Annotated in this window: 16 protein-coding genes; 11 read left to right on the top strand and 5 right to left on the bottom strand. The window is 59.9% G+C overall.

Features of this window, described 5'->3' with window-relative positions:
* Nucleotides 1-73 precede the first annotated feature (73 nt).
* The 7 genes from J3P97_RS13065 to J3P97_RS13035 all read left to right on the top strand — a co-directional run bounded on the left by J3P97_RS13065 (nucleotide 74) and on the right by J3P97_RS13035 (nucleotide 7,194).
* Nucleotides 74-688 (top strand): TetR/AcrR family transcriptional regulator, encoded by a 615-nt coding sequence (locus J3P97_RS13065; RefSeq protein ID WP_434674402.1) that lies wholly within the window; start codon nucleotides 74-76, stop codon nucleotides 686-688.
* A gap of 336 nt (nucleotides 689-1,024) precedes the next feature.
* Nucleotides 1,025-1,705 (top strand): class I SAM-dependent methyltransferase, encoded by a 681-nt coding sequence (locus tag J3P97_RS13060; protein WP_434674401.1) that lies wholly within the window; start codon nucleotides 1,025-1,027, stop codon nucleotides 1,703-1,705.
* Between the two features lie 35 nt (nucleotides 1,706-1,740).
* Nucleotides 1,741-3,282: a class I adenylate-forming enzyme family protein gene (locus tag J3P97_RS13055; protein WP_434674400.1), complete on the top strand. Its 1,542-nt coding sequence runs from the start codon at nucleotides 1,741-1,743 to the stop codon at nucleotides 3,280-3,282.
* 16 nt (nucleotides 3,283-3,298) lie between these two features.
* Complete coding sequence (locus tag J3P97_RS13050; RefSeq protein WP_434674399.1) at nucleotides 3,299-4,327, top strand: class I SAM-dependent methyltransferase; 1,029 nt, start codon at nucleotides 3,299-3,301, stop codon at nucleotides 4,325-4,327.
* Entirely contained in the window at nucleotides 4,320-5,501 is a 1,182-nt protein-coding gene (locus J3P97_RS13045; protein WP_434674398.1) for a hypothetical protein, read from the top strand. The genes J3P97_RS13050 and J3P97_RS13045 overlap by 8 nt, the downstream gene beginning before the upstream one ends.
* A 34-nt stretch (nucleotides 5,502-5,535) precedes the next feature.
* Nucleotides 5,536-5,922, top strand: coding sequence for an ectoine synthase (locus tag J3P97_RS13040; protein WP_305501143.1), 387 nt, complete (start codon nucleotides 5,536-5,538; stop codon nucleotides 5,920-5,922).
* 48 nt (nucleotides 5,923-5,970) lie between these two features.
* On the top strand, nucleotides 5,971-7,194 hold the full coding sequence (locus tag J3P97_RS13035) for an MFS transporter (RefSeq protein ID WP_434674397.1): 1,224 nt from the start codon (nucleotides 5,971-5,973) through the stop codon (nucleotides 7,192-7,194).
* A gap of 38 nt (nucleotides 7,195-7,232) precedes the next feature.
* Here the strand turns inward: J3P97_RS13035 and J3P97_RS13030 are convergent, their stop codons facing one another.
* Both J3P97_RS13030 and J3P97_RS13025 read right to left on the bottom strand, forming a co-directional pair.
* Nucleotides 7,233-7,664 (bottom strand): DUF1810 domain-containing protein, encoded by a 432-nt coding sequence (locus J3P97_RS13030; RefSeq protein ID WP_434674396.1) that lies wholly within the window; start codon nucleotides 7,662-7,664, stop codon nucleotides 7,233-7,235.
* Nucleotides 7,665-7,712: 48 nt separating this feature from the next.
* Nucleotides 7,713-8,627, bottom strand: a complete 915-nt coding sequence (locus tag J3P97_RS13025; RefSeq protein ID WP_434674395.1) for a LysR family transcriptional regulator — start codon at nucleotides 8,625-8,627, stop codon at nucleotides 7,713-7,715.
* A 201-nt stretch (nucleotides 8,628-8,828) separates the two neighbouring features.
* Here J3P97_RS13025 and J3P97_RS13020 point away from each other — a divergent pair, with 201 nt between their 5' ends.
* Entirely contained in the window at nucleotides 8,829-9,584 is a 756-nt protein-coding gene (locus J3P97_RS13020) for an SDR family NAD(P)-dependent oxidoreductase (protein ID WP_434674394.1), read from the top strand.
* Nucleotides 9,585-9,704: 120 nt separating this feature from the next.
* Here the strand turns inward: J3P97_RS13020 and J3P97_RS13015 are convergent, their stop codons facing one another.
* The 3 genes from J3P97_RS13015 to gabT form a co-directional block, all read right to left on the bottom strand.
* On the bottom strand, nucleotides 9,705-10,193 hold the full coding sequence (locus J3P97_RS13015; protein ID WP_008146530.1) for an Lrp/AsnC family transcriptional regulator: 489 nt from the start codon (nucleotides 10,191-10,193) through the stop codon (nucleotides 9,705-9,707).
* Between the two features lie 46 nt (nucleotides 10,194-10,239).
* Entirely contained in the window at nucleotides 10,240-10,896 is a 657-nt protein-coding gene (locus J3P97_RS13010) for an HAD family hydrolase (protein ID WP_434568476.1), read from the bottom strand.
* Nucleotides 10,897-10,983: 87 nt separating this feature from the next.
* The gene (gabT, locus tag J3P97_RS13005; RefSeq protein WP_434674393.1) at nucleotides 10,984-12,276 is read right to left on the bottom strand and encodes a 4-aminobutyrate--2-oxoglutarate transaminase; all 1,293 of its coding nucleotides are present in this window, start codon (nucleotides 12,274-12,276) and stop codon (nucleotides 10,984-10,986) included.
* 286 nt (nucleotides 12,277-12,562) lie between these two features.
* On the opposite strand from gabT, the gene J3P97_RS13000 reads away from it, so the two are divergent.
* From J3P97_RS13000 to J3P97_RS12990, 3 genes are all read left to right on the top strand, one after another.
* Nucleotides 12,563-13,489, top strand: coding sequence for a 2-hydroxyacid dehydrogenase (locus J3P97_RS13000; RefSeq protein ID WP_434674392.1), 927 nt, complete (start codon nucleotides 12,563-12,565; stop codon nucleotides 13,487-13,489).
* Nucleotides 13,490-13,714: 225 nt separating this feature from the next.
* Nucleotides 13,715-14,572 carry a GNAT family N-acetyltransferase gene (locus J3P97_RS12995; protein ID WP_434674391.1) on the top strand — a complete coding sequence of 286 codons (858 nt, stop codon included), beginning with the start codon at nucleotides 13,715-13,717 and terminating at the stop codon, nucleotides 14,570-14,572.
* Nucleotides 14,573-14,621: 49 nt separating this feature from the next.
* Nucleotides 14,622-15,329, top strand: a complete 708-nt coding sequence (locus J3P97_RS12990; protein WP_434674390.1) for a cupin domain-containing protein — start codon at nucleotides 14,622-14,624, stop codon at nucleotides 15,327-15,329.
* Nucleotides 15,330-16,332 lie beyond the last annotated feature (1,003 nt).

The following is a 16,332-nucleotide window of genomic DNA, read 5'->3' as shown; positions in this document are numbered from 1 at the left end:
AGTAGGTAAACTATCACGCTCTCACGCCTTGTCACCTACCATTGGTAGGTTTTATTGATCTGGATGCGCCACCGTGCAGAAACCCATTAAAACCGCTACAGGCAACTCCCCTTCCCGCCGACTCTCGAAAGCCGAACGGCGCCGGCAGCTGTTGGACACTGCGTTATTGATCGTGCGCGAGGAAAACGCCGACAGCTTGACCCTCGGCCGCCTGGCCGTCCGCGCGGGCGTGTCCAAACCGGTGGTGTACGATCATTTCGCTACCCGCTCGGCGCTGTTGATCGAGCTGTACAAATGGATTGATACCGAGCGGGTCCGCGCTTTTCGCGAGGCCATGAGCAGGACTGCGCGAAGCCCGGAGGAAACCGCTCAGGTCCTGGCCAGCGCCTATATTCAGTGCGCAGCAGACAACACCGATGAGTTCCATGCGGTCGGCGCGGCCCTGGCGGGCAGTGAAGAGAAGGCGGCGGTTTTCCAGGAACTGCTCGACAACTGCGTACGGATGTTCGTGAGCGTACTTGCGCCTCACGCGACGTTGGCAAGCGCAGAACTTGAGCGCTGCTGCACCGGTCTGGTCGGTGCGGGGGAAGCACTTGCCGGCGCCCTGGTGCGGGGGCGACATGCCCAGGATGAAGTGATTGAAGCGTTCGCCGCGTTGATTCGCGGCGTGTTGAGTCCGCCTGAATAAATGTTCATGTTCCAGCAATAAGCAATTGCCTACAGATACTCAGCTATGTCACTCGACGGTGACAAAAATCTTGGATCCAATTCCTGGAATCGCCTTGACAGGCTAATGGAGCCGATGAAATATTTCCCTCCGCTACGGTTCAGCTTCAATCATCATTTGGCGCGGATGCCATAACAATAATCAAATGGAGTTCATGATGGTTTTCCTCAGTACAGTTCCATCGGTTATCCCGTCACTCTCCTTCAGTTCCTCGTTTCCCAACTAATCGCTCTATTCGGCGCCTTGGCGCTGAAGGGACTGTTGTGCAATGCCCATCGTCGTCGGCAGAGGATAACCATGAAAATAGTAGACAGTTCGGTTCTGAAGGAATGGTACGACAGCGAATACAGCGCCTGTAATAACGGTGCTTTATTTGGTGAACTACGCGAAGAGTTCAAACAGTTTTTATCCACCCTGCCTGACGGCCCCGGCGATGCCCTTGAGCTCGGCTGCGGAGACGGTCGCAACCTTACCGCCCTGGCGCGCAAGGGCTATAGCCTGAGCGGCGTGGACATGGTCGACAGCACCGTACAGAGTCGCCAGCTCAATCCCTGGCTAAAGGATCTGAATTTCCAGCAGGCTGACATTCTGACGTACGAGCCGTTGCGTGAAAGTTACGACGTACTTGTCTGTTCCGAAGTTCTGCATTTCTTCAATAAAGATGAACTTCAGACGGTAATGGCCAAGATTATCGGTGCGGTAAAGCCTGGCGGATATATTTTCCTTGATCTGTTATCGGACCTGTCGCGGTACTTTCAAGCGAGCGGAGAACCCTTCATCTGGGACAAGGAAGCGGGCTTGTCTGTCCAGGACAGCGAAGGGTTATTTGATGCCTGGCTGGGTGATTTCGACATTTATGCGTCGCGGCATTTCTTTGATAAGCAAAGTTGGCCATTAAGCGATTCGGCAAACTTGCCAATAGCTCCCTATACCTGGCAAGGCACCTACGTCTCGGTGTGTGCGCGAAAACGTAAATGACTTTGCGACATTCAGCTTGAAAAGGATATTGAGCCATGCAGCTTTTCCATCAGGTTATCGCCAGCAATGCAAGAAAATACCCGTCCAAGCCAGCCATCGTCCTCGACGGGCAAGCAACTTCCTATCAGCAACTGCAGCAGCGCGCGGATGACATTGCCTCGGTGCTCCCCCTGCTCGGCATTGCTCCCGGTGACCGGGTGGGCCTGTACGCGCCCATTTCCGTCGATTTGATCGCAGGTTACCTGGGCCTGCTGCAGGCTGGAGTGATCAGCGCAGCGACGCACCACACCTTGAGTCGTACCAAGCTGATCCATCAGCTCAAGCACTCGGGCGCCCGGGTACTGATCACCGACTGTACGGATGATTTGCCTGGCCTGATTGACGAGGCTGGCCTGGAACTGGTCCTGCTTACCGTTCCAGCCCAGGTTGCGGTGCCCAAGGTCATGCAGCTTGCCGATGCCGTCGCTGCGCTCGGAGGAAAGAAGTCCGCGCCCTCCTCTCCGTTGCCCGCTGACCCTGAACGCCCCACCTCGATCTTTTATACCTCGGGGTCATCCTTCAATCCGAAAGGCGTGCTCGTCAATCACCGTATCATGTTGGCGGCCTGTCGCCGGGTTACTGCGTATCTGCAAATCAGCCCCGATGATCGTGTCCTCAGCTATTCCACGCTGGCATCCGACTACGGGGTGTACAACGTGATGATGCCGCTGTATGCCGGGGCCACCAGTGTCATCGAAAGCCGGCCGGCCAGCAGCGCCGAGGAGGTGCTCGCGGTGGTCGAACGCGAGGGGGCCACGGCAATGCATGTGTTTCCCCCCGTGTTCTTCCTGTTGGCCAATACGGGCCCGCACTGGCAGGCGCGCGTGCCTGGCTTGCGCTACATCTCCAGCAGCGGGCAGGCCCTCTACAGTCGTCATATCCAGCGGATCCGCAAAGCCCTGCCCGCGGTGCGGATTTTTTCCAACTACGGGCTCACCGAGTGCAAGCGCGTGAGCTACCTGCCGCCCGAAGAAATCGACCAACGACCGACCTCGGTGGGTAAGCCTTTGCCGGGAGTCAGCGTGTACCTGGTAGACGAACAGGGCCAGCGTATCGAGCAGCCTGGACAAATAGGCGAGTTGCTGGTGACCAGCGACTACCTGATGCTTGAGTACTGGAACATGCCCGAAGCGAATGCCAACGCCTTTGTCCACGATGCCTTCGGCCATTCGCGCCTGTATCGAACCGGGGATCTGTTCAAGCAGGACGCCGAAGGCTACCTCTATTACGTCGCCCGCAAGGACGACGTTTTCGCGCGCAATATCTGGAACGTCAATCCGCGAGAAATCGAGCAGTGCCTGGCCGCGCATCCAGCGGTCGCCGAGGTGCTCGTGGTGCCGGTTGCCGACGAGTCGGCCGGGCACGTGCCCAAGGCTTGCATCGTGCTTGATGCCGATCATGGCCAGACCAGCGAACAGGCATTGCTCGATCACTGCAAGGCGCATCTGGACTGGCACATGGTCCCGGCCCAGTGGGCATTCCTCAAGGCCTTGCCGAAAACCGATTCGGGCAAGTTCACCACCAAAGGACTGATCTGACAGCAGGAGCCATGTCATGAAAACTTCCCCGCAATCCATGGATGACACCGACCTCGACAGGGACCTGCAAAAAAGCGCCATGCTCAAGCTTGCCGCGCACTTCCATAGCCTGGCGACAGGCGCCAGCCAGGTGCCCATGCAGTCTCTTGGCAGCCACTTGCGCGGCGAGATCCAGGATCCGCTGGTTCTCGATTACCACGATCGCCTGATCGAAGGGGCAGGACCGTTGTTCTCCCACTTTCTCGCCAGCGTGCCGTACATTCTCGAGGAGTTGTCCAGGATCGGCGCAGCCCTGACGCGCCTGGCTGAGGCCAATATCCGAGAAACAGGCCAGACCTTCAGTCTCTTCGAAGTGGATGCCTTTGATGGCAGTAACGGCCGCGCCGTTGCTGGCCATTCCAATGGACTGATCCGCAGTTTCACCTCATCGCCGAATCGGGCCAACCAGGTTGCCTTCGACCGGTATGCCGACCCGGCGCTGTCGCGGTTCTATCCGCAGTCGGTGTTCAAGGTGACACCGGACCTGCTGCAGCAACCCGAATACAGGCTTTTCAGCCAGGGCTTCGACTTCATCTACGAGATGGCCGCGTTCCAGTTCTACAGCCGCGACCGTGACCGGCAGATCGCCCATATCCAGCAATTTCTCAAGCCTGGCGGCCTGGTGTTTTTCCTTGAAAAGCTTAACCACCCGGACCCGGAGGAATACCTGCGCAGGGAACGGGTCAAGGATGAGCAATTCAAGACCCGCTACTTCAGCGAGGAAGAAATCCACTGGAAACGCCAGCAGATGCTTGAGCAAATGCAGAATGGCCAGGTCACCTTCGAAGAATTGGCAGGCGCCCTGTGCGCCCGGTTCAAGTGCGTCCATCTGTTGTGGAACAGCAGCAATTTCTGTGAGTTCGTCGCCTCCGACGATCCACAGCAAATCGAGCGATTGGTTCGGCTGTTGGGCCCGGTGGTGCAACCTGCGGACTTCTGTTTCGAGGGCTCGCGCCTGGGCGCGGTGGCGACGCTGCGCAGTGCCGGGGGGCAAGACGATGCTTGAGCTTGCCGAGCAGGCGTTCCATCCGGCCGCACAACCCTCGCTGTGTCAGCGAGCCGTCGAGCACTTGCCCGGCTGGCGCGAGCGGGCCGCCATGGCTGAAGCGAATCGACGGCTGAGCAACAGCACCTTCGACGAATTGTTTGCCGGCGGCTGGCTGGATCTGTTGACGCCGCGCGCGCCGGTGACGAGCAGCGGACACTGGCCCACACTGGTGGAAAGCGCGCGGATCGCCGCGCGGGCGTGCGCCTCCACGGGCTGGATGCTCGCGCTGGTGGGCGGCCACGGCGCCATCGCCCGACGACTGCCGCCTGCCTGCACGGACCAGCTCTACACCGATGGCCCACGACAGCTCTTCGCCTCAGCCTCCATCAGTGCCGATAGCCGGCTGACCTTTGACTCCGCCGGGGTACGGATCGATGGGCGCTGGCGCTTCGGTTCAGGGATCGAGAACGCGACCTGGCTGATGCTCAACGCCCCCTGCCCCAATCACCCGGACGCGGCTCACACCCCACGTTTCCTGGTGCTGGTCGCCGCCGATGAAGTCGAAAGACTCGACAGCTGGGACAGCTGTGGTATGGCGGCGACCGGCTCCCATGACGTACTGACCCGCCAATTGCTGGTGCCGCATGCTCGCGTATTCGCGCTGCATGAAGTGTTTGCGCAGGCCACGCATGCACCGGCGGCCGACTACATCGACCGTATGCCCCTGGTGCCTTACCTCACCACGTCGATCATCGGTCCGCTGCTCGGGTGCGCCGAGGGTGCTCTTGGCGCTTTTGTCACTGGGCTCAACGGTTCGTTGGCGGTGAGCGATCCGCGGATCGCCGAACAGGCCGCCCACTCGGCAGCACAGCTGTACAGCGCCGGGTTGTTGTATGACTCGCTGATCACCCGACTGCATGACGCCGGTATGAATGACCGGCCGCCAGACACGCGACAACTGCTTCAACTCAAGCGCGACCGCGCCTATCTGGCGGGCCAGTGCGTGCAGGCCGTGCGCCGTCTGGTGGAAAGGCTCGGTGCGTCGTCCCTGGTCGCCGGCAACCCGCTCCAGCGCCACTGGCGTGATATCCAGGCCATGGCCGCGCATCGGGACGTTGCCTGGAACGAGGCGATGCTGGCCAGCGGCGATGCGCTGCTGCGGCCCGTCGCCGCCGGCACTGCAAAGAACTGATTTGTTTTCCATCGACTATTTCAAAGAGGTCCCCATGTTCATTCGCAACATATCCGAGGTCGAGAAAACCCCTTACTTCGTCGAGTGGGGTGCCGGCACGAGTCATCGCTTGCTCACTGAACGTGACGCCATGGGCTTTACGCTATGCCATACCGTCGTGCGTGCAGGTACAGAGTCGCTGTTGCAATACCGCAATCACCTGGAGGCCTGTTATTGCATTGCCGGAGAAGGTGAAGTCGAAGACATGCACGGCAATGTCTTTGCGATCCGGCCTGGCGATGTCTACGTGCTCGATCAGCATGACCGGCATTTCCTGCGCGGTGGCAAGGACCAGGACCTGATCCTGGTCAGCGTCTTCAATCCGCCACTGCGCGGTGACGAACGACACAATCTCAACGACAGTTCAGGGTCGGCCTACTGATGATTTTCTTCGCCGCCACGCCCCGTCGCTTATCCGCAGGAGGTTTCCATGCGTAAGGATTACCTCGCTTTTTTCATGTCGTTGTTTCTGTCGCGGCTGGCGGATCAGATCCTGCTGTTCATCGTACCGCTGGTAGTGTTCCAGACGACCAACAGCGCGTCCTGGGCCGGGCTGGCGTTTTTCGTCGAGTCGCTGCCGCGATTCCTGGCGTTTCCGTTGTGTGGCGCCCTGTGCGACAAGTATTCGCCCATCAGGATCCTGCACATCAGCCAGGTCTACCGGGCCCTGCTGTGTGTCCTGGCGATGGCGCTGCATGGGGTCTTTGGTGGCATCGCCTGGGTCGTCGTGCTGTCAGCGGTGTGCGGGGTGCTGACAACGCAAGGCATCATGGCGCGTGAAGTGCTGATGCCGCACATCTTCCAGCACTACAGCTACACCAAGACCTTGTCTTACTCGCAGATCGCCGACCAGACCGGGCTGGTGCTCGGGCCATTGGTGGCGGCCCTGATGCTGGAAGTGTGGGCCTGGCATTGGGTGGTGCTGTGGATCGCCGGGTTGTTCCTGCTGGCCGATCTGAGCATGCTGGTCTGGCAACGCCTCAGCCGTATCACGCTGGAGGTTTTCGAGCAGCATCAGGACATCTGGTTGCAGCCGCTGCGGATTGCCTTCGGGCATATCCGTAACCTGGCAGAGCTGAAGAAAATCATCACCCTGGCGGTAGGCGTCAACCTGGTCGTGGGTGTCACTTTGGCGACCTCGGCGGCCATGGTGCTTGGCGAGTACAGCGCCGGCAAGGACGACTACGCGGGCCTTCAGGCGGCTGGCGCGGTGACAACGATCGTGATCCTGTTCTTTCTCGCCCGGGTCGCCCTGCCTCTGCGCGTCTCGGGAGGCGTCGGCTATTCGATGATCGCCGCGGGAGGCTTCATCAGTGCCCTGAGCCCGAACCTGGTCGGCTACGTCGTGGGCTTCCTGTTGATCGTCGGCTTCGACAAGATGTTCAACGTCTACATGCGCACGATCCGGCAACAGGTGATTCCGCCCAAGGACTTCGGTAAGACGGTGGGCGTGATCACTTTGCTCAACAACCTCTCGCAGCCGTTGGCCGGCTTGTTGGTAGCAGTGCTGGCGGCGCCCTTGGGCACGCAACCGGTGATCCTGATTTTGGCTGTGCTGGCGACGCTCCTGGGAGCCGCGGCGTGGTGGTGGTTTGCAAAGACGCGAAGCCCCCTCACCGCATCGATTCTGGCGGAGCAGGAAGTCGGCAAGTGAAAATGGCTGGCCAGCCGGCGGCGGGTCGTCTCGCCACGTCAACTCGGTTGCTCAAGCAGTAGCAGTGTCTTGCGATCCGGCTCGCCCGAATAAAACCGGTCAAGCGCCTGTTGGTACAGGGAAGATCCCGGTTGGACGCTCTTGAACAACGTCAGGCAGGAACGAAACTTGAGGTCGTCGGGTGAGCCAAAGATCTGCCCGGCACTCTTCCCGTGATGCAGCAGAACTGTTTCCACACAATCCTCCAGTCGCGGGCCAAGCACGTCGTGCTGGAGATACGCACGGGCCTCGGCAATGCCGGAGATGGCGAAACGCGCAGCCATTTCGGAACGCCCGAGGCCCTGCAACTGAGGGAAGATGAACCACATCCAGTGGCTCGTCTTGCGGCCTGCGCGTAACTCGTCCATGACTCGATCGAACACCGGGTTCTGGGCCTCGACGAAGCGGGACAGGTGGTAGATGTCTTGCATGATCCCCTCTCTTCAACCGTAAGCACCTGGGCACTCCGGGCTTCGCCGCTAGTTGTCCGTCCTGCGCCGATTGCCCAGCGGCCCTGCGTCTTTTATCTGATCGATGTTCTCAAGGAACATTTTCAGGATAGGTGACGGATTGTCGGTCCGATAACCCACCGCCAGATCAATGGTAGGCCGTGTTCCCTTGAGCGGCCTGCTGACGATCGTCCACGGCAGCAGCGGCTCCACGTAGGCTGGCAGGATGGCAACGCCCCGCGTGGAGCTGATCAGGGAGATCCCGGTGCCGTAGTCGTCCAGCCAGTAGGATGCGTTGACCTGCACGTTGCAACTGGCGAAATACTGCGCGATGACATCGCGTAGTACATGGGGAATCTCCGAACAGCCGATGAACGTCTCGCAGGCCAACTCGGCAGGATCGATATCACCCATCGAGGCCAGGCGATGGTCGTTCGGCATGATGACCAGCAATGGCTCTTTCGCGACAACCTCATAACTGACATCCGGCCGCGGCTCCACGCGCAGAAAGCCCAGGTCGACGTCGCCGCGTTGAATAGCGTCGGCCAGCGAGGGCGATTGCAAGCTGATGACCTTGAATTCGATGTTGGGCAGCTCATGCCGAAGCAAACGCGTCACGCTGGGCAGCCAGTCCACCTCCTGCCCCGTCAGGAAACCCACCGAGAACACCTTCTTCGCCGGCCTTGCCGCTCGCCGAGCCGCCGCCACGGCTTCTTCAGCATGACTGAGCGCAAGCCTGGCCTGATCAAGGAACGCTATTCCGGCCGGCGTCAGTTCGATGCCCCTGGCCTTGCGGACAAACAGCTGCGCGCCAACCTCCAACTCCAGATCGCGCAGCTGGCGGCTAAGGGATGGTTGCGCGGTATGAAGTCGTCGGGTCGCGGCAGAGGTCAGGTTGCCCTCTTCGGCAACGGCAACGAAGTAACGAAGGTGACGCAGCTCCATCAAGCGATACCTCTAAGGCATGGGTTCGAGCATATAAAGTCTTTTTAAAGCAGCTGCGGTTTGCCTACAGTCTGCCCGACTGATAACAGAATCCTTAGCGCGGGGCAAGCTCATCGCCGTGCTCTGCCATGCTTATCGGCTATCGACAAAAAGCCGCTAGCGAAATCGCAGGTTATTCCAACTCACCAAGAGGTATTTCCAATGAACAAGATTGCGCTCATTACCGGCGCCAACCGTGGCCTGGGCCGCAATGCCGCTATTGCCATCGCCGAAAAGGGCAACGACGTCATCCTCACTTATCGTAACGGCGAGGCCCAGGCCCGTGATGTAGTCGGGGAAATCGAACGGCTCGGGCGCAAAGCCGTTGCGTTGAAAGTCGATGTGAGTGACGTCTCCAGCTTCGGCACATTCGTCGCTACGCTTTCCGGCGCCCTCCAGCGAGGCTGGGGTCGAGCCGATTTCGACTTCCTCCTCAACAACGCGGGTCACGGCGCGATGGCGGCGTTTGCCGAGACCACCGAAGAGCAGTTCGATGAGCTGTTCAATGTGCACGTCAAAGGTGTTTTTTTCCTGACGCAGGCGCTCTTGCCACTGATCATCGATGGCGGTCGCATCGTCAACTATTCATCCGGGCTGACGCGTGTTTCCTTTCCCGGTTTCTCGGCGTATGCCGCCGCTAAAGGCGCGATCGAAACCCTCACGGTCTATATGGCCAGAGAGCTGGGCGGCCGCGGAGTCACGGTAAATACGGTGGCCCCTGGCGCGATTGCCACGGACTTCCTGGGCGGCGCAGTGCGCGACATGCCGGATCTGAATGCGCAATTTGCTGGCATGACTGCCCTTGGCCGGGTGGGCGTCCCGGACGACATCGGGCCAATGGTTGCGAGCCTGCTGGCGGAGGACAACCGGTGGGTTACCGGGCAGCGCATCGAAGTTTCCGGCGGGCAGACAATCTGACTTTGTAGAAAATCCAGTGTGGGAGCGAGCCTGCTCGCGATAGGGTTATCACGGTTATGAAATCGTTGAATGAACCGGCCTCTTCGCGAGCAGGCTCGCTCCCACGGGTCAGCGGTGGGCTCAATGGCGCAGTAGTCGGCGCAACGGCACTCCATCCTTGAGCACCGGCGATTTGATGACGATGTAACTGAAGTATTTGGAGATACCGATGTTCTTGTCCAGCAACCCTTCGATCACTTCCTGATAATGCTGGATGCTGCACGTCATGAAGCGCACCAGATAATCGTAACCGCCGCTGATCAAGTGGCACTCAAGTACTTCGTCGACCAGACGAATATTCGATTCAAACTTGGCGAAGTCTTCCCGTTTATGGTCGCTGAGGGTGATTTCGGTAAATACCGTGACCGAGTCGGTGATCTTTGCAAGGTTCAGATGCGCCCTGTACCCGGAGATATAACCGGCTGATTCGAGGCGTTTGACCCGCTGCAGACAAGGGCTGGACGACAGTCCCACGGCATCGGCGAGGCTGACATTGGTCATCCGACCGTCCTTTTGAAGTTCAACAAGGATACTGATATCAATTCGGTCTAGTTTTATTAAACCTTCCATCGGGTACCCCTCGGTCGTCTTCAGGCTGACAGTGGTTTTAGCAAATTCAACGGCGCAAAGATAGCTGATGCTGAGCGACGAGGTCGGCCATGCTGGTGATGTAGAAATCGGCGGAATATTCTTGATTTTCAGGCTCATGGCCACGGCGGATCAGGCACAGGCCAGCCGATTTTGGCGGTTGTGCGGGCGGTCTGGACACTTGCATGATCGTTGCAGGCTCTAGTTGGTTCTGCAGCAACCATGCCTCATCCTCCAGTGGATTGCTGGCTCGCGAATGCAGGTCCTCGGGTGGAATTCCCAAGCGTTCGCAGAGCTGGTCGCGATCCTCGGCATCACGATCGCAGTAAACCAATAACCGGTAGAATTTGCGCAGATACAACATGGCACCTGGTGCGTCCTCGAACAGCGACCAGTTGCAGGCCGAACGGGCAAAGCTCATGCCCTCTTCCCAGCTGACCTTGAGCCCCAGGCGCTCCGCCAACTGGCGATGGGCAAAACACAACAAGCCGCTGAAGCCGAGATCGGAAAAACGTGGATAGAGCCCGCGTACCGCCTCGTCGAATTCCGCCAATACCTGTTCCTTGCCCGGCATGCCCGGACGGTTTTCGAGCAACGGTTGCAGGGCCGTCCAGACACCGGAATCCCGATCGACCAGGACTTCGTCGCAATCGATCAGCAGCGCACGATAATCAGTCAGGTGCATGTGTCGCCTCCCATGGTGCGTTTATCAATCCTTATGCCTGGCTGCCTCGGTCGACAAAATCGCCAACTTGCCGACCGAGACCTGAGACTAATCCATTACCCGCAGCAATGCGGCATCCAGGATGGCCAGTGCTTCGTCGATCTGACTTTCTTCGGTGACCAGGGGAGCGAGGAAGCGCAGGACATTTCGGTACACCCCGCATTTGATCACCAACAGCCCGCCTATCCTTGCCTGATCGATCAGGCGCTGGGTGAGCTCGGCATCCGGGCTGCGGGCCTCATCGTCTTTGATCAGTTCGATTGCCAGCATGAAGCCGGTGCCGCGCACATCACCGATGCGCGGGTGGCGGGCCTGCAAGCGCAGCAGGCCCTGGCGCAGCCGCTCCCCCAGGACCTGGCCACGCTCGAGCAGATGCTCCTGCTCATAAGCCTCGATCACCGCCAATGCCGCGGCGCACGCCAGAGCGTTACCGCCGTAGGTGCCGCCAAGGCCACCGGGCAATGGCGCGTCCATGATGTGCGCGCGCCCCACCACGCCCGAGATGGGCAGGCCTCCGGCCAGGCTTTTGGCGACGGTGACCAGGTCCGGCTGGATGCCGGCGTGCTGAAAACCGAACCATTTGCCGGTACGACCGAAACCGGTCTGGATTTCATCGAGGATGAGCACGATGCCGTGCTGCTCGGTCAGGACTCGCAGCGCCTGGAGAAATTCTGGTGGCGCGCTGAGGAAGCCTCCATCGCCCTGCACCGGCTCGATGATAATCGCCGCGACCCGATCCGGAGCGACTTGGGTCGCCAGCAATTCGTTGACTGCCTGCAACGCCATATCACTGCTGAAACCGCGATAGGCATTCGGGTATGGCGTATGGTAGACCTCCGGCGCCAGAGGTCCGAAGTTCTGCTTGTAGGGCTGGCTCATGCCCGTCAGCGTCGTACCCAGTAAAGTACGCCCATGGAAACCGCCCCGGAAGGCAATGACGGCGGGACGATTGGTATGCGCGCGGGCGATCTTCACCGCGTTCTCCACTGCTTCCGCGCCGGAAGTGAACAGCGCCGCCTTGCAGGCTTGCTGCCCACCCACCAAGGCACACAGGCGCTTGACCAGATCGATATACGGTTTGTAGGCCACCACTTGGAAACACGCGTGGCTGACCTTCTGCAATTGAGCCTGCACCGCCGCGATCACCTTCGGGTGATTATGACCGATGTTCAACACGCCGATGCCGCCGACGAAGTCCAGATAACGCGCCCCATCCACGTCCCACACCTCTGCCCCCTGGGCCCGGTCGATGACCAGCGGATGCGCGGTGACCAACCCTCGTGGCACGAATTGATCGCGTTGGAGGAGCAGGCTCGGGGTTTCTTCGACTTTACTGTTCATGGCATCTCCCACAGTGAACCAGGCAACCGGGAAACGGCTGCGATGTGTTCCACAGGTTAAGCGTTCGACACAATTGTCTAAGCCGAACTTGGCCTCTGGGAAATTCGGATCGACTGTTTTCACCCCGGCAAACAGCAGAATCCTTCAGCCGACTCCAGCCCCATGGAATCTGCCGGCAGACGCCCTGTACAAAGCAGTGTCCGGTGATTACGCAGGTTGTTTCGATACATCCTGCTTTGCCACTCGGGCATGCTGGATGTTCCCTATCTTGCACGAGAAGTGACCCATGGCCCTGTTGTATAAAGCCGACCCGGTACGCGGTGAACAATGGAAGCGTCTATTCGCCGAGCACGCTCCGGACATCGAATGGCGCGCCTGGCCGGACATCGGCGACCCGAGGGACATTCACTTCCTCGCCGCCTGGCAGGCGCCGGATGACCTCGAAACACTCTTGCCGAACCTGCAAGTGCTGTTCGCTTTGTCGGCCGGGGTCGATCAGCTTGATCTTGATCGCTTGCCCACCTCCCTGCCGGTGGTCCGTCTCCTCGATCCCGGCATCACCCGGGGCATGTGCGAGTACGCCAGCTTCGCCGTGCTCAGCCTGCACCGGGATATGCTCCGTTATCGCCAGCAACAGATTGCCCGGTGCTGGCAGGCGCACTTGCTGCAACCGGCGGCCCAGCGTCGGGTCGGGGTCATGGGGCTCGGCATGCAGGCCCGGCAGATTCTGGCCACCTTGCAGACCTTTGGCTTCGCCTTGTCAGGTTGGGCACGCAGCGAGCATCACATCGCCGGGGTGAATTGCTTTGCCGGTGACGAACAGCTCCCGGCCTTCCTCGGCCAATGCGACATCGTGATTTGCGTCCTGCCATTGACCGAGCAGACCCAAGGGATTCTCAGCCGTCAATTATTCAGACATCTGCCCGAGGGTGCTGCCCTGGTCAACATGGGCCGTGGTGGCCACCTGATAGAAGAGGATCTGCTCGAGGCCCTGGCCAGCGGCCAACTCAGCGCGGCGGTGCTTGACGTCCTGCAACAGGAGCCGGCAGCGCCGGATCACCCGTTCTGGCAGCATCCGCAGATACTGCTGACGCCGCATATCGCGGCGATGACTCAACCCGAAAGTGCCTTCGGCGTGTTGCTGGACAACATCCGTCGGCATCAGCACGGTGAACCGATGCTCGGCCAGATTGACCGCCAGCGATGTTATTGAGCGGTGCGTGCTCACGCAGCTACAAAAAGCACCGGCGAAAAATCCGCTGATATTTGCTGCTGAGCCTGCTGTCGATTTGAGCAATAACTGCGGTGCGTGAAGCCGCAACTGATGCAATCTACCGAATCAATCTGCGCCTCTTGTCAGGTCTGGCGGCAGGTGAGATATCAGTCCTTTCGGCGGAGAAATCCGCCAGGTCACGCTCCCTTGAATACGGAGATGTTCATGTCCAGTTCGCAACGCCCGGCGTATGCCTATCGCCCCATGACCGCTGCCGATGTGGCAGCGGCCCATGCCTTATCCGTGCAGTTGAAGTGGCCCCATCGCCTGGAGGACTGGGCCATGCTGCAGCGCGTCTCGCAGGGTTTTGTCGCCGAGGACCACGGCCGCCTGATCGGCACCGCGTTCACCTGCCCGCAGGGTGATTACGCCACGATCGGCCTGGTGATCGTCAGTGACGAATACCAGGGCCAAGGCATCGGTCGCAAACTGATGGAACAGGCACTCCAAGCGTGTGGAACGCAGACCGCCATGCTCAACGCGACGCTGGCCGGCGCGCCTCTTTATGCCAGCCAGGGATTCGTTGACTTTGGTCATATCCAACAACATCAGGGGAACGTATCGCCTCCGGCCCCCAAGGACCTGCCATCCGGTGAGCGCCTGCGCCGCCTGACCGAAGCGGATCGAAACAACGTGATCGAACTCGCCAACGCCGGCAGCGGCCTGGACAGGCATGCCGTGCTCAATGATCTGTTCGACAGTGTCGAAGACGTCGTGGGCATCGAGCGCGATGGGCACCTGCGTGGGTTTGCCATTCTGCGTCCATTCGGTCGTGGTCGTTACATCGGCCCGGTCGTTGCAGAAAATCCACAGCAGGCCAAGCACTTGATCGCGGTGCTGTTGGCTCAAGTGCCGGATGCTTTCGTACGCTTGGATGTACCGTCCGACAGCGGCCTGGGTCCCTGGCTGGAAGAAGCCGGGCTGAAGCAGGTCGACACCGTCGCCCAGATGGTCCGTGGTTCCCCGCCCCAGGCCAGGGGCGGCGTAAAGCAGTTTGCGCTGGTGAGCCAGGCCATCGGCTGACGCCCCTGCATCACCGCTACATCCCCTACTTTCCCGGAGAAACACCCTCATGCTAGAGCCCACTGCCGTGCTGTTGGCCCACGCCAACGGCACTCCCGCGTCAACCGCATTCACCGGCGGCTCATTGGGAGCCAACGATCCGTTCGACAGGCAGATTGCCTATCTCGGGACCCAAGACATTGCTGCCGGTATCGTCCAGGCGAGCGGACAGTTCAGCGTCGATGCATATCCCTACAGTGAAACGATCGTGGTCCACGCCGGACAAGTCATTCTGCAAAGCGAGGAACACTCGCTGCAACTCGATCCGGGTGACAGCGCGGTAATTGCCCGCGGCACATCGATTAGGATCGAGGCGCAACCTGGTTCGCTCTGGGCATTCTGCGCCGATACCCAGCCTGTTGAAGCGGGCATCGTCGGAGTGACCGCACTCCCCCGGCACACCCTCCTAGCACCCTCGACGCCACCGAGTGAAGAATTCCTGCTGAGCCCGACACCGCAATGTCGCTCGAACAATCTGTTCGTCGAGGAGACGACAAACCTGCGCATCGGCGTCTGGGATTCGACGCCCTATAACCGCAGGGCAAGGCCGCACACGATGCACGAACTGATGCACCTGATCGAGGGCAGCATCATTCTCCAGCTCGGCGATGGGTCGGCGCTGGCGGTGAATACTGGCGATACGGTGTTTGTGCCCAAGGGGGCTCCTTGCGCCTGGAAGAGCAGCGTCTATGTGCGCAAGTTTTACGTCTGTAAGTAAATTGACTGACACACCGCCTTCGCGAGCAGGCTCGCTCCCACACTGGATCGTCGGCAGATGCAGGTCTCACGGCATACCGAGGAACCCTGTGGGAGCGAGCTTGCTCGCGAAAGGGCCGGTACAACCAATATCTTCATTGGCTGACACACCGCCTTCGCGAGCAAGCTCGCTCCCACACTGGATCAGCGGCAGACGCAGATTTCACGGCATACCGAGGAACCCTGTGGGAGCGGGCCTGCTCGCGAAAGCGCCAGAACATCCAATATCTTCATTGACTGACACACCGCCTTCGCGAGCAGGCTCGCTCCCACACTGGATCATCCGGCAGACGCAGGTCTCACGGCATACCGAGGAACCCTGTGGGAGCGAGCCTGCTCGCGAAAGGGCCAGCACATCTAATATCTTCATTGACTGACACACCGCCATCGCGAGCAGGCTCGCTCCCACATTGGATCAGCGGCAGACGCAGGTTTCACGGCATACCGAGGAACCCTGTGGGAGCGAGCTTGCTCGCGAAAGGGCCGGCACATCTAATATCTTCATTGACTGACACACCGCCTTCGCGAGCAAGCTCGCTCCCACATTGGATCGGCGGCAGACGCAGGTCTCACGGCATACCGAGGAACCCTGTGGGAGCGAGCTTGCTCGCGAAAGGGCCGGCACATCCAATATCTTCATTGACTGACACACCGCCTTCGCGAGCAGGCTCGCTCCCACATTGGATCAGCGGCAGACGCAGGTTTCACGGCATACCGAGGAACCCTGTGGGAGCGAGCCTGCTCGCGAAAGCGCCAGAACATCCAATATCTTCATTGACTGATACACCGCCATCGCGAGCAAGCTCGCTCCCACATTGGATCGGCGGCAGACGCAGGTCTCACGGCATACCGAGGAACCCTGTGGGAGCGAGCTTGCTCGCGAAAGGGCCAGCACATCCAATATCTTCATTGACTGACACACCGCCTTCGCGAGCAAGCTCGCTCCCACATTGGATCATCCGGCA

Origin of the sequence: Pseudomonas sp. R1-15 (assembly GCF_051132085.1) — a bacterium.
In the GTDB taxonomy this organism is placed as follows: Bacteria; Pseudomonadota; Gammaproteobacteria; order Pseudomonadales; family Pseudomonadaceae; genus Aquipseudomonas.
This window is presented reverse-complemented; position numbering and strand designations above follow the sequence as displayed.

Bases quoted from the DNA above. Each gene is read 5' to 3' on its own strand.
- J3P97_RS13060 (WP_434674401.1), top strand. From the start codon at position 1,025: ATGAAAATAGTAGACAGTTCGGTTCTGAAGGAATGGTACGACAGCGAA.
- J3P97_RS13055 (WP_434674400.1), top strand. From the start codon at position 1,741: ATGCAGCTTTTCCATCAGGTTATCGCCAGCAATGCAAGAAAATACCCG.
- J3P97_RS13050 (WP_434674399.1), top strand. From the start codon at position 3,299: ATGAAAACTTCCCCGCAATCCATGGATGACACCGACCTCGACAGGGAC.
- J3P97_RS13045 (WP_434674398.1), top strand. From the start codon at position 4,320: ATGCTTGAGCTTGCCGAGCAGGCGTTCCATCCGGCCGCACAACCCTCG.
- J3P97_RS13040 (WP_305501143.1), top strand. From the start codon at position 5,536: ATGTTCATTCGCAACATATCCGAGGTCGAGAAAACCCCTTACTTCGTC.
- J3P97_RS13035 (WP_434674397.1), top strand. From the start codon at position 5,971: ATGCGTAAGGATTACCTCGCTTTTTTCATGTCGTTGTTTCTGTCGCGG.
- J3P97_RS13030 (WP_434674396.1), bottom strand. From the start codon at position 7,664: ATGCAAGACATCTACCACCTGTCCCGCTTCGTCGAGGCCCAGAACCCG.
- J3P97_RS13025 (WP_434674395.1), bottom strand. From the start codon at position 8,627: ATGGAGCTGCGTCACCTTCGTTACTTCGTTGCCGTTGCCGAAGAGGGC.
- J3P97_RS13020 (WP_434674394.1), top strand. From the start codon at position 8,829: ATGAACAAGATTGCGCTCATTACCGGCGCCAACCGTGGCCTGGGCCGC.
- J3P97_RS13015 (WP_008146530.1), bottom strand. From the start codon at position 10,193: ATGGAAGGTTTAATAAAACTAGACCGAATTGATATCAGTATCCTTGTT.
- J3P97_RS13010 (WP_434568476.1), bottom strand. From the start codon at position 10,896: ATGCACCTGACTGATTATCGTGCGCTGCTGATCGATTGCGACGAAGTC.
- gabT (WP_434674393.1), bottom strand. From the start codon at position 12,276: ATGAACAGTAAAGTCGAAGAAACCCCGAGCCTGCTCCTCCAACGCGAT.
- J3P97_RS13000 (WP_434674392.1), top strand. From the start codon at position 12,563: ATGGCCCTGTTGTATAAAGCCGACCCGGTACGCGGTGAACAATGGAAG.
- J3P97_RS12995 (WP_434674391.1), top strand. From the start codon at position 13,715: ATGTCCAGTTCGCAACGCCCGGCGTATGCCTATCGCCCCATGACCGCT.
- J3P97_RS12990 (WP_434674390.1), top strand. From the start codon at position 14,622: ATGCTAGAGCCCACTGCCGTGCTGTTGGCCCACGCCAACGGCACTCCC.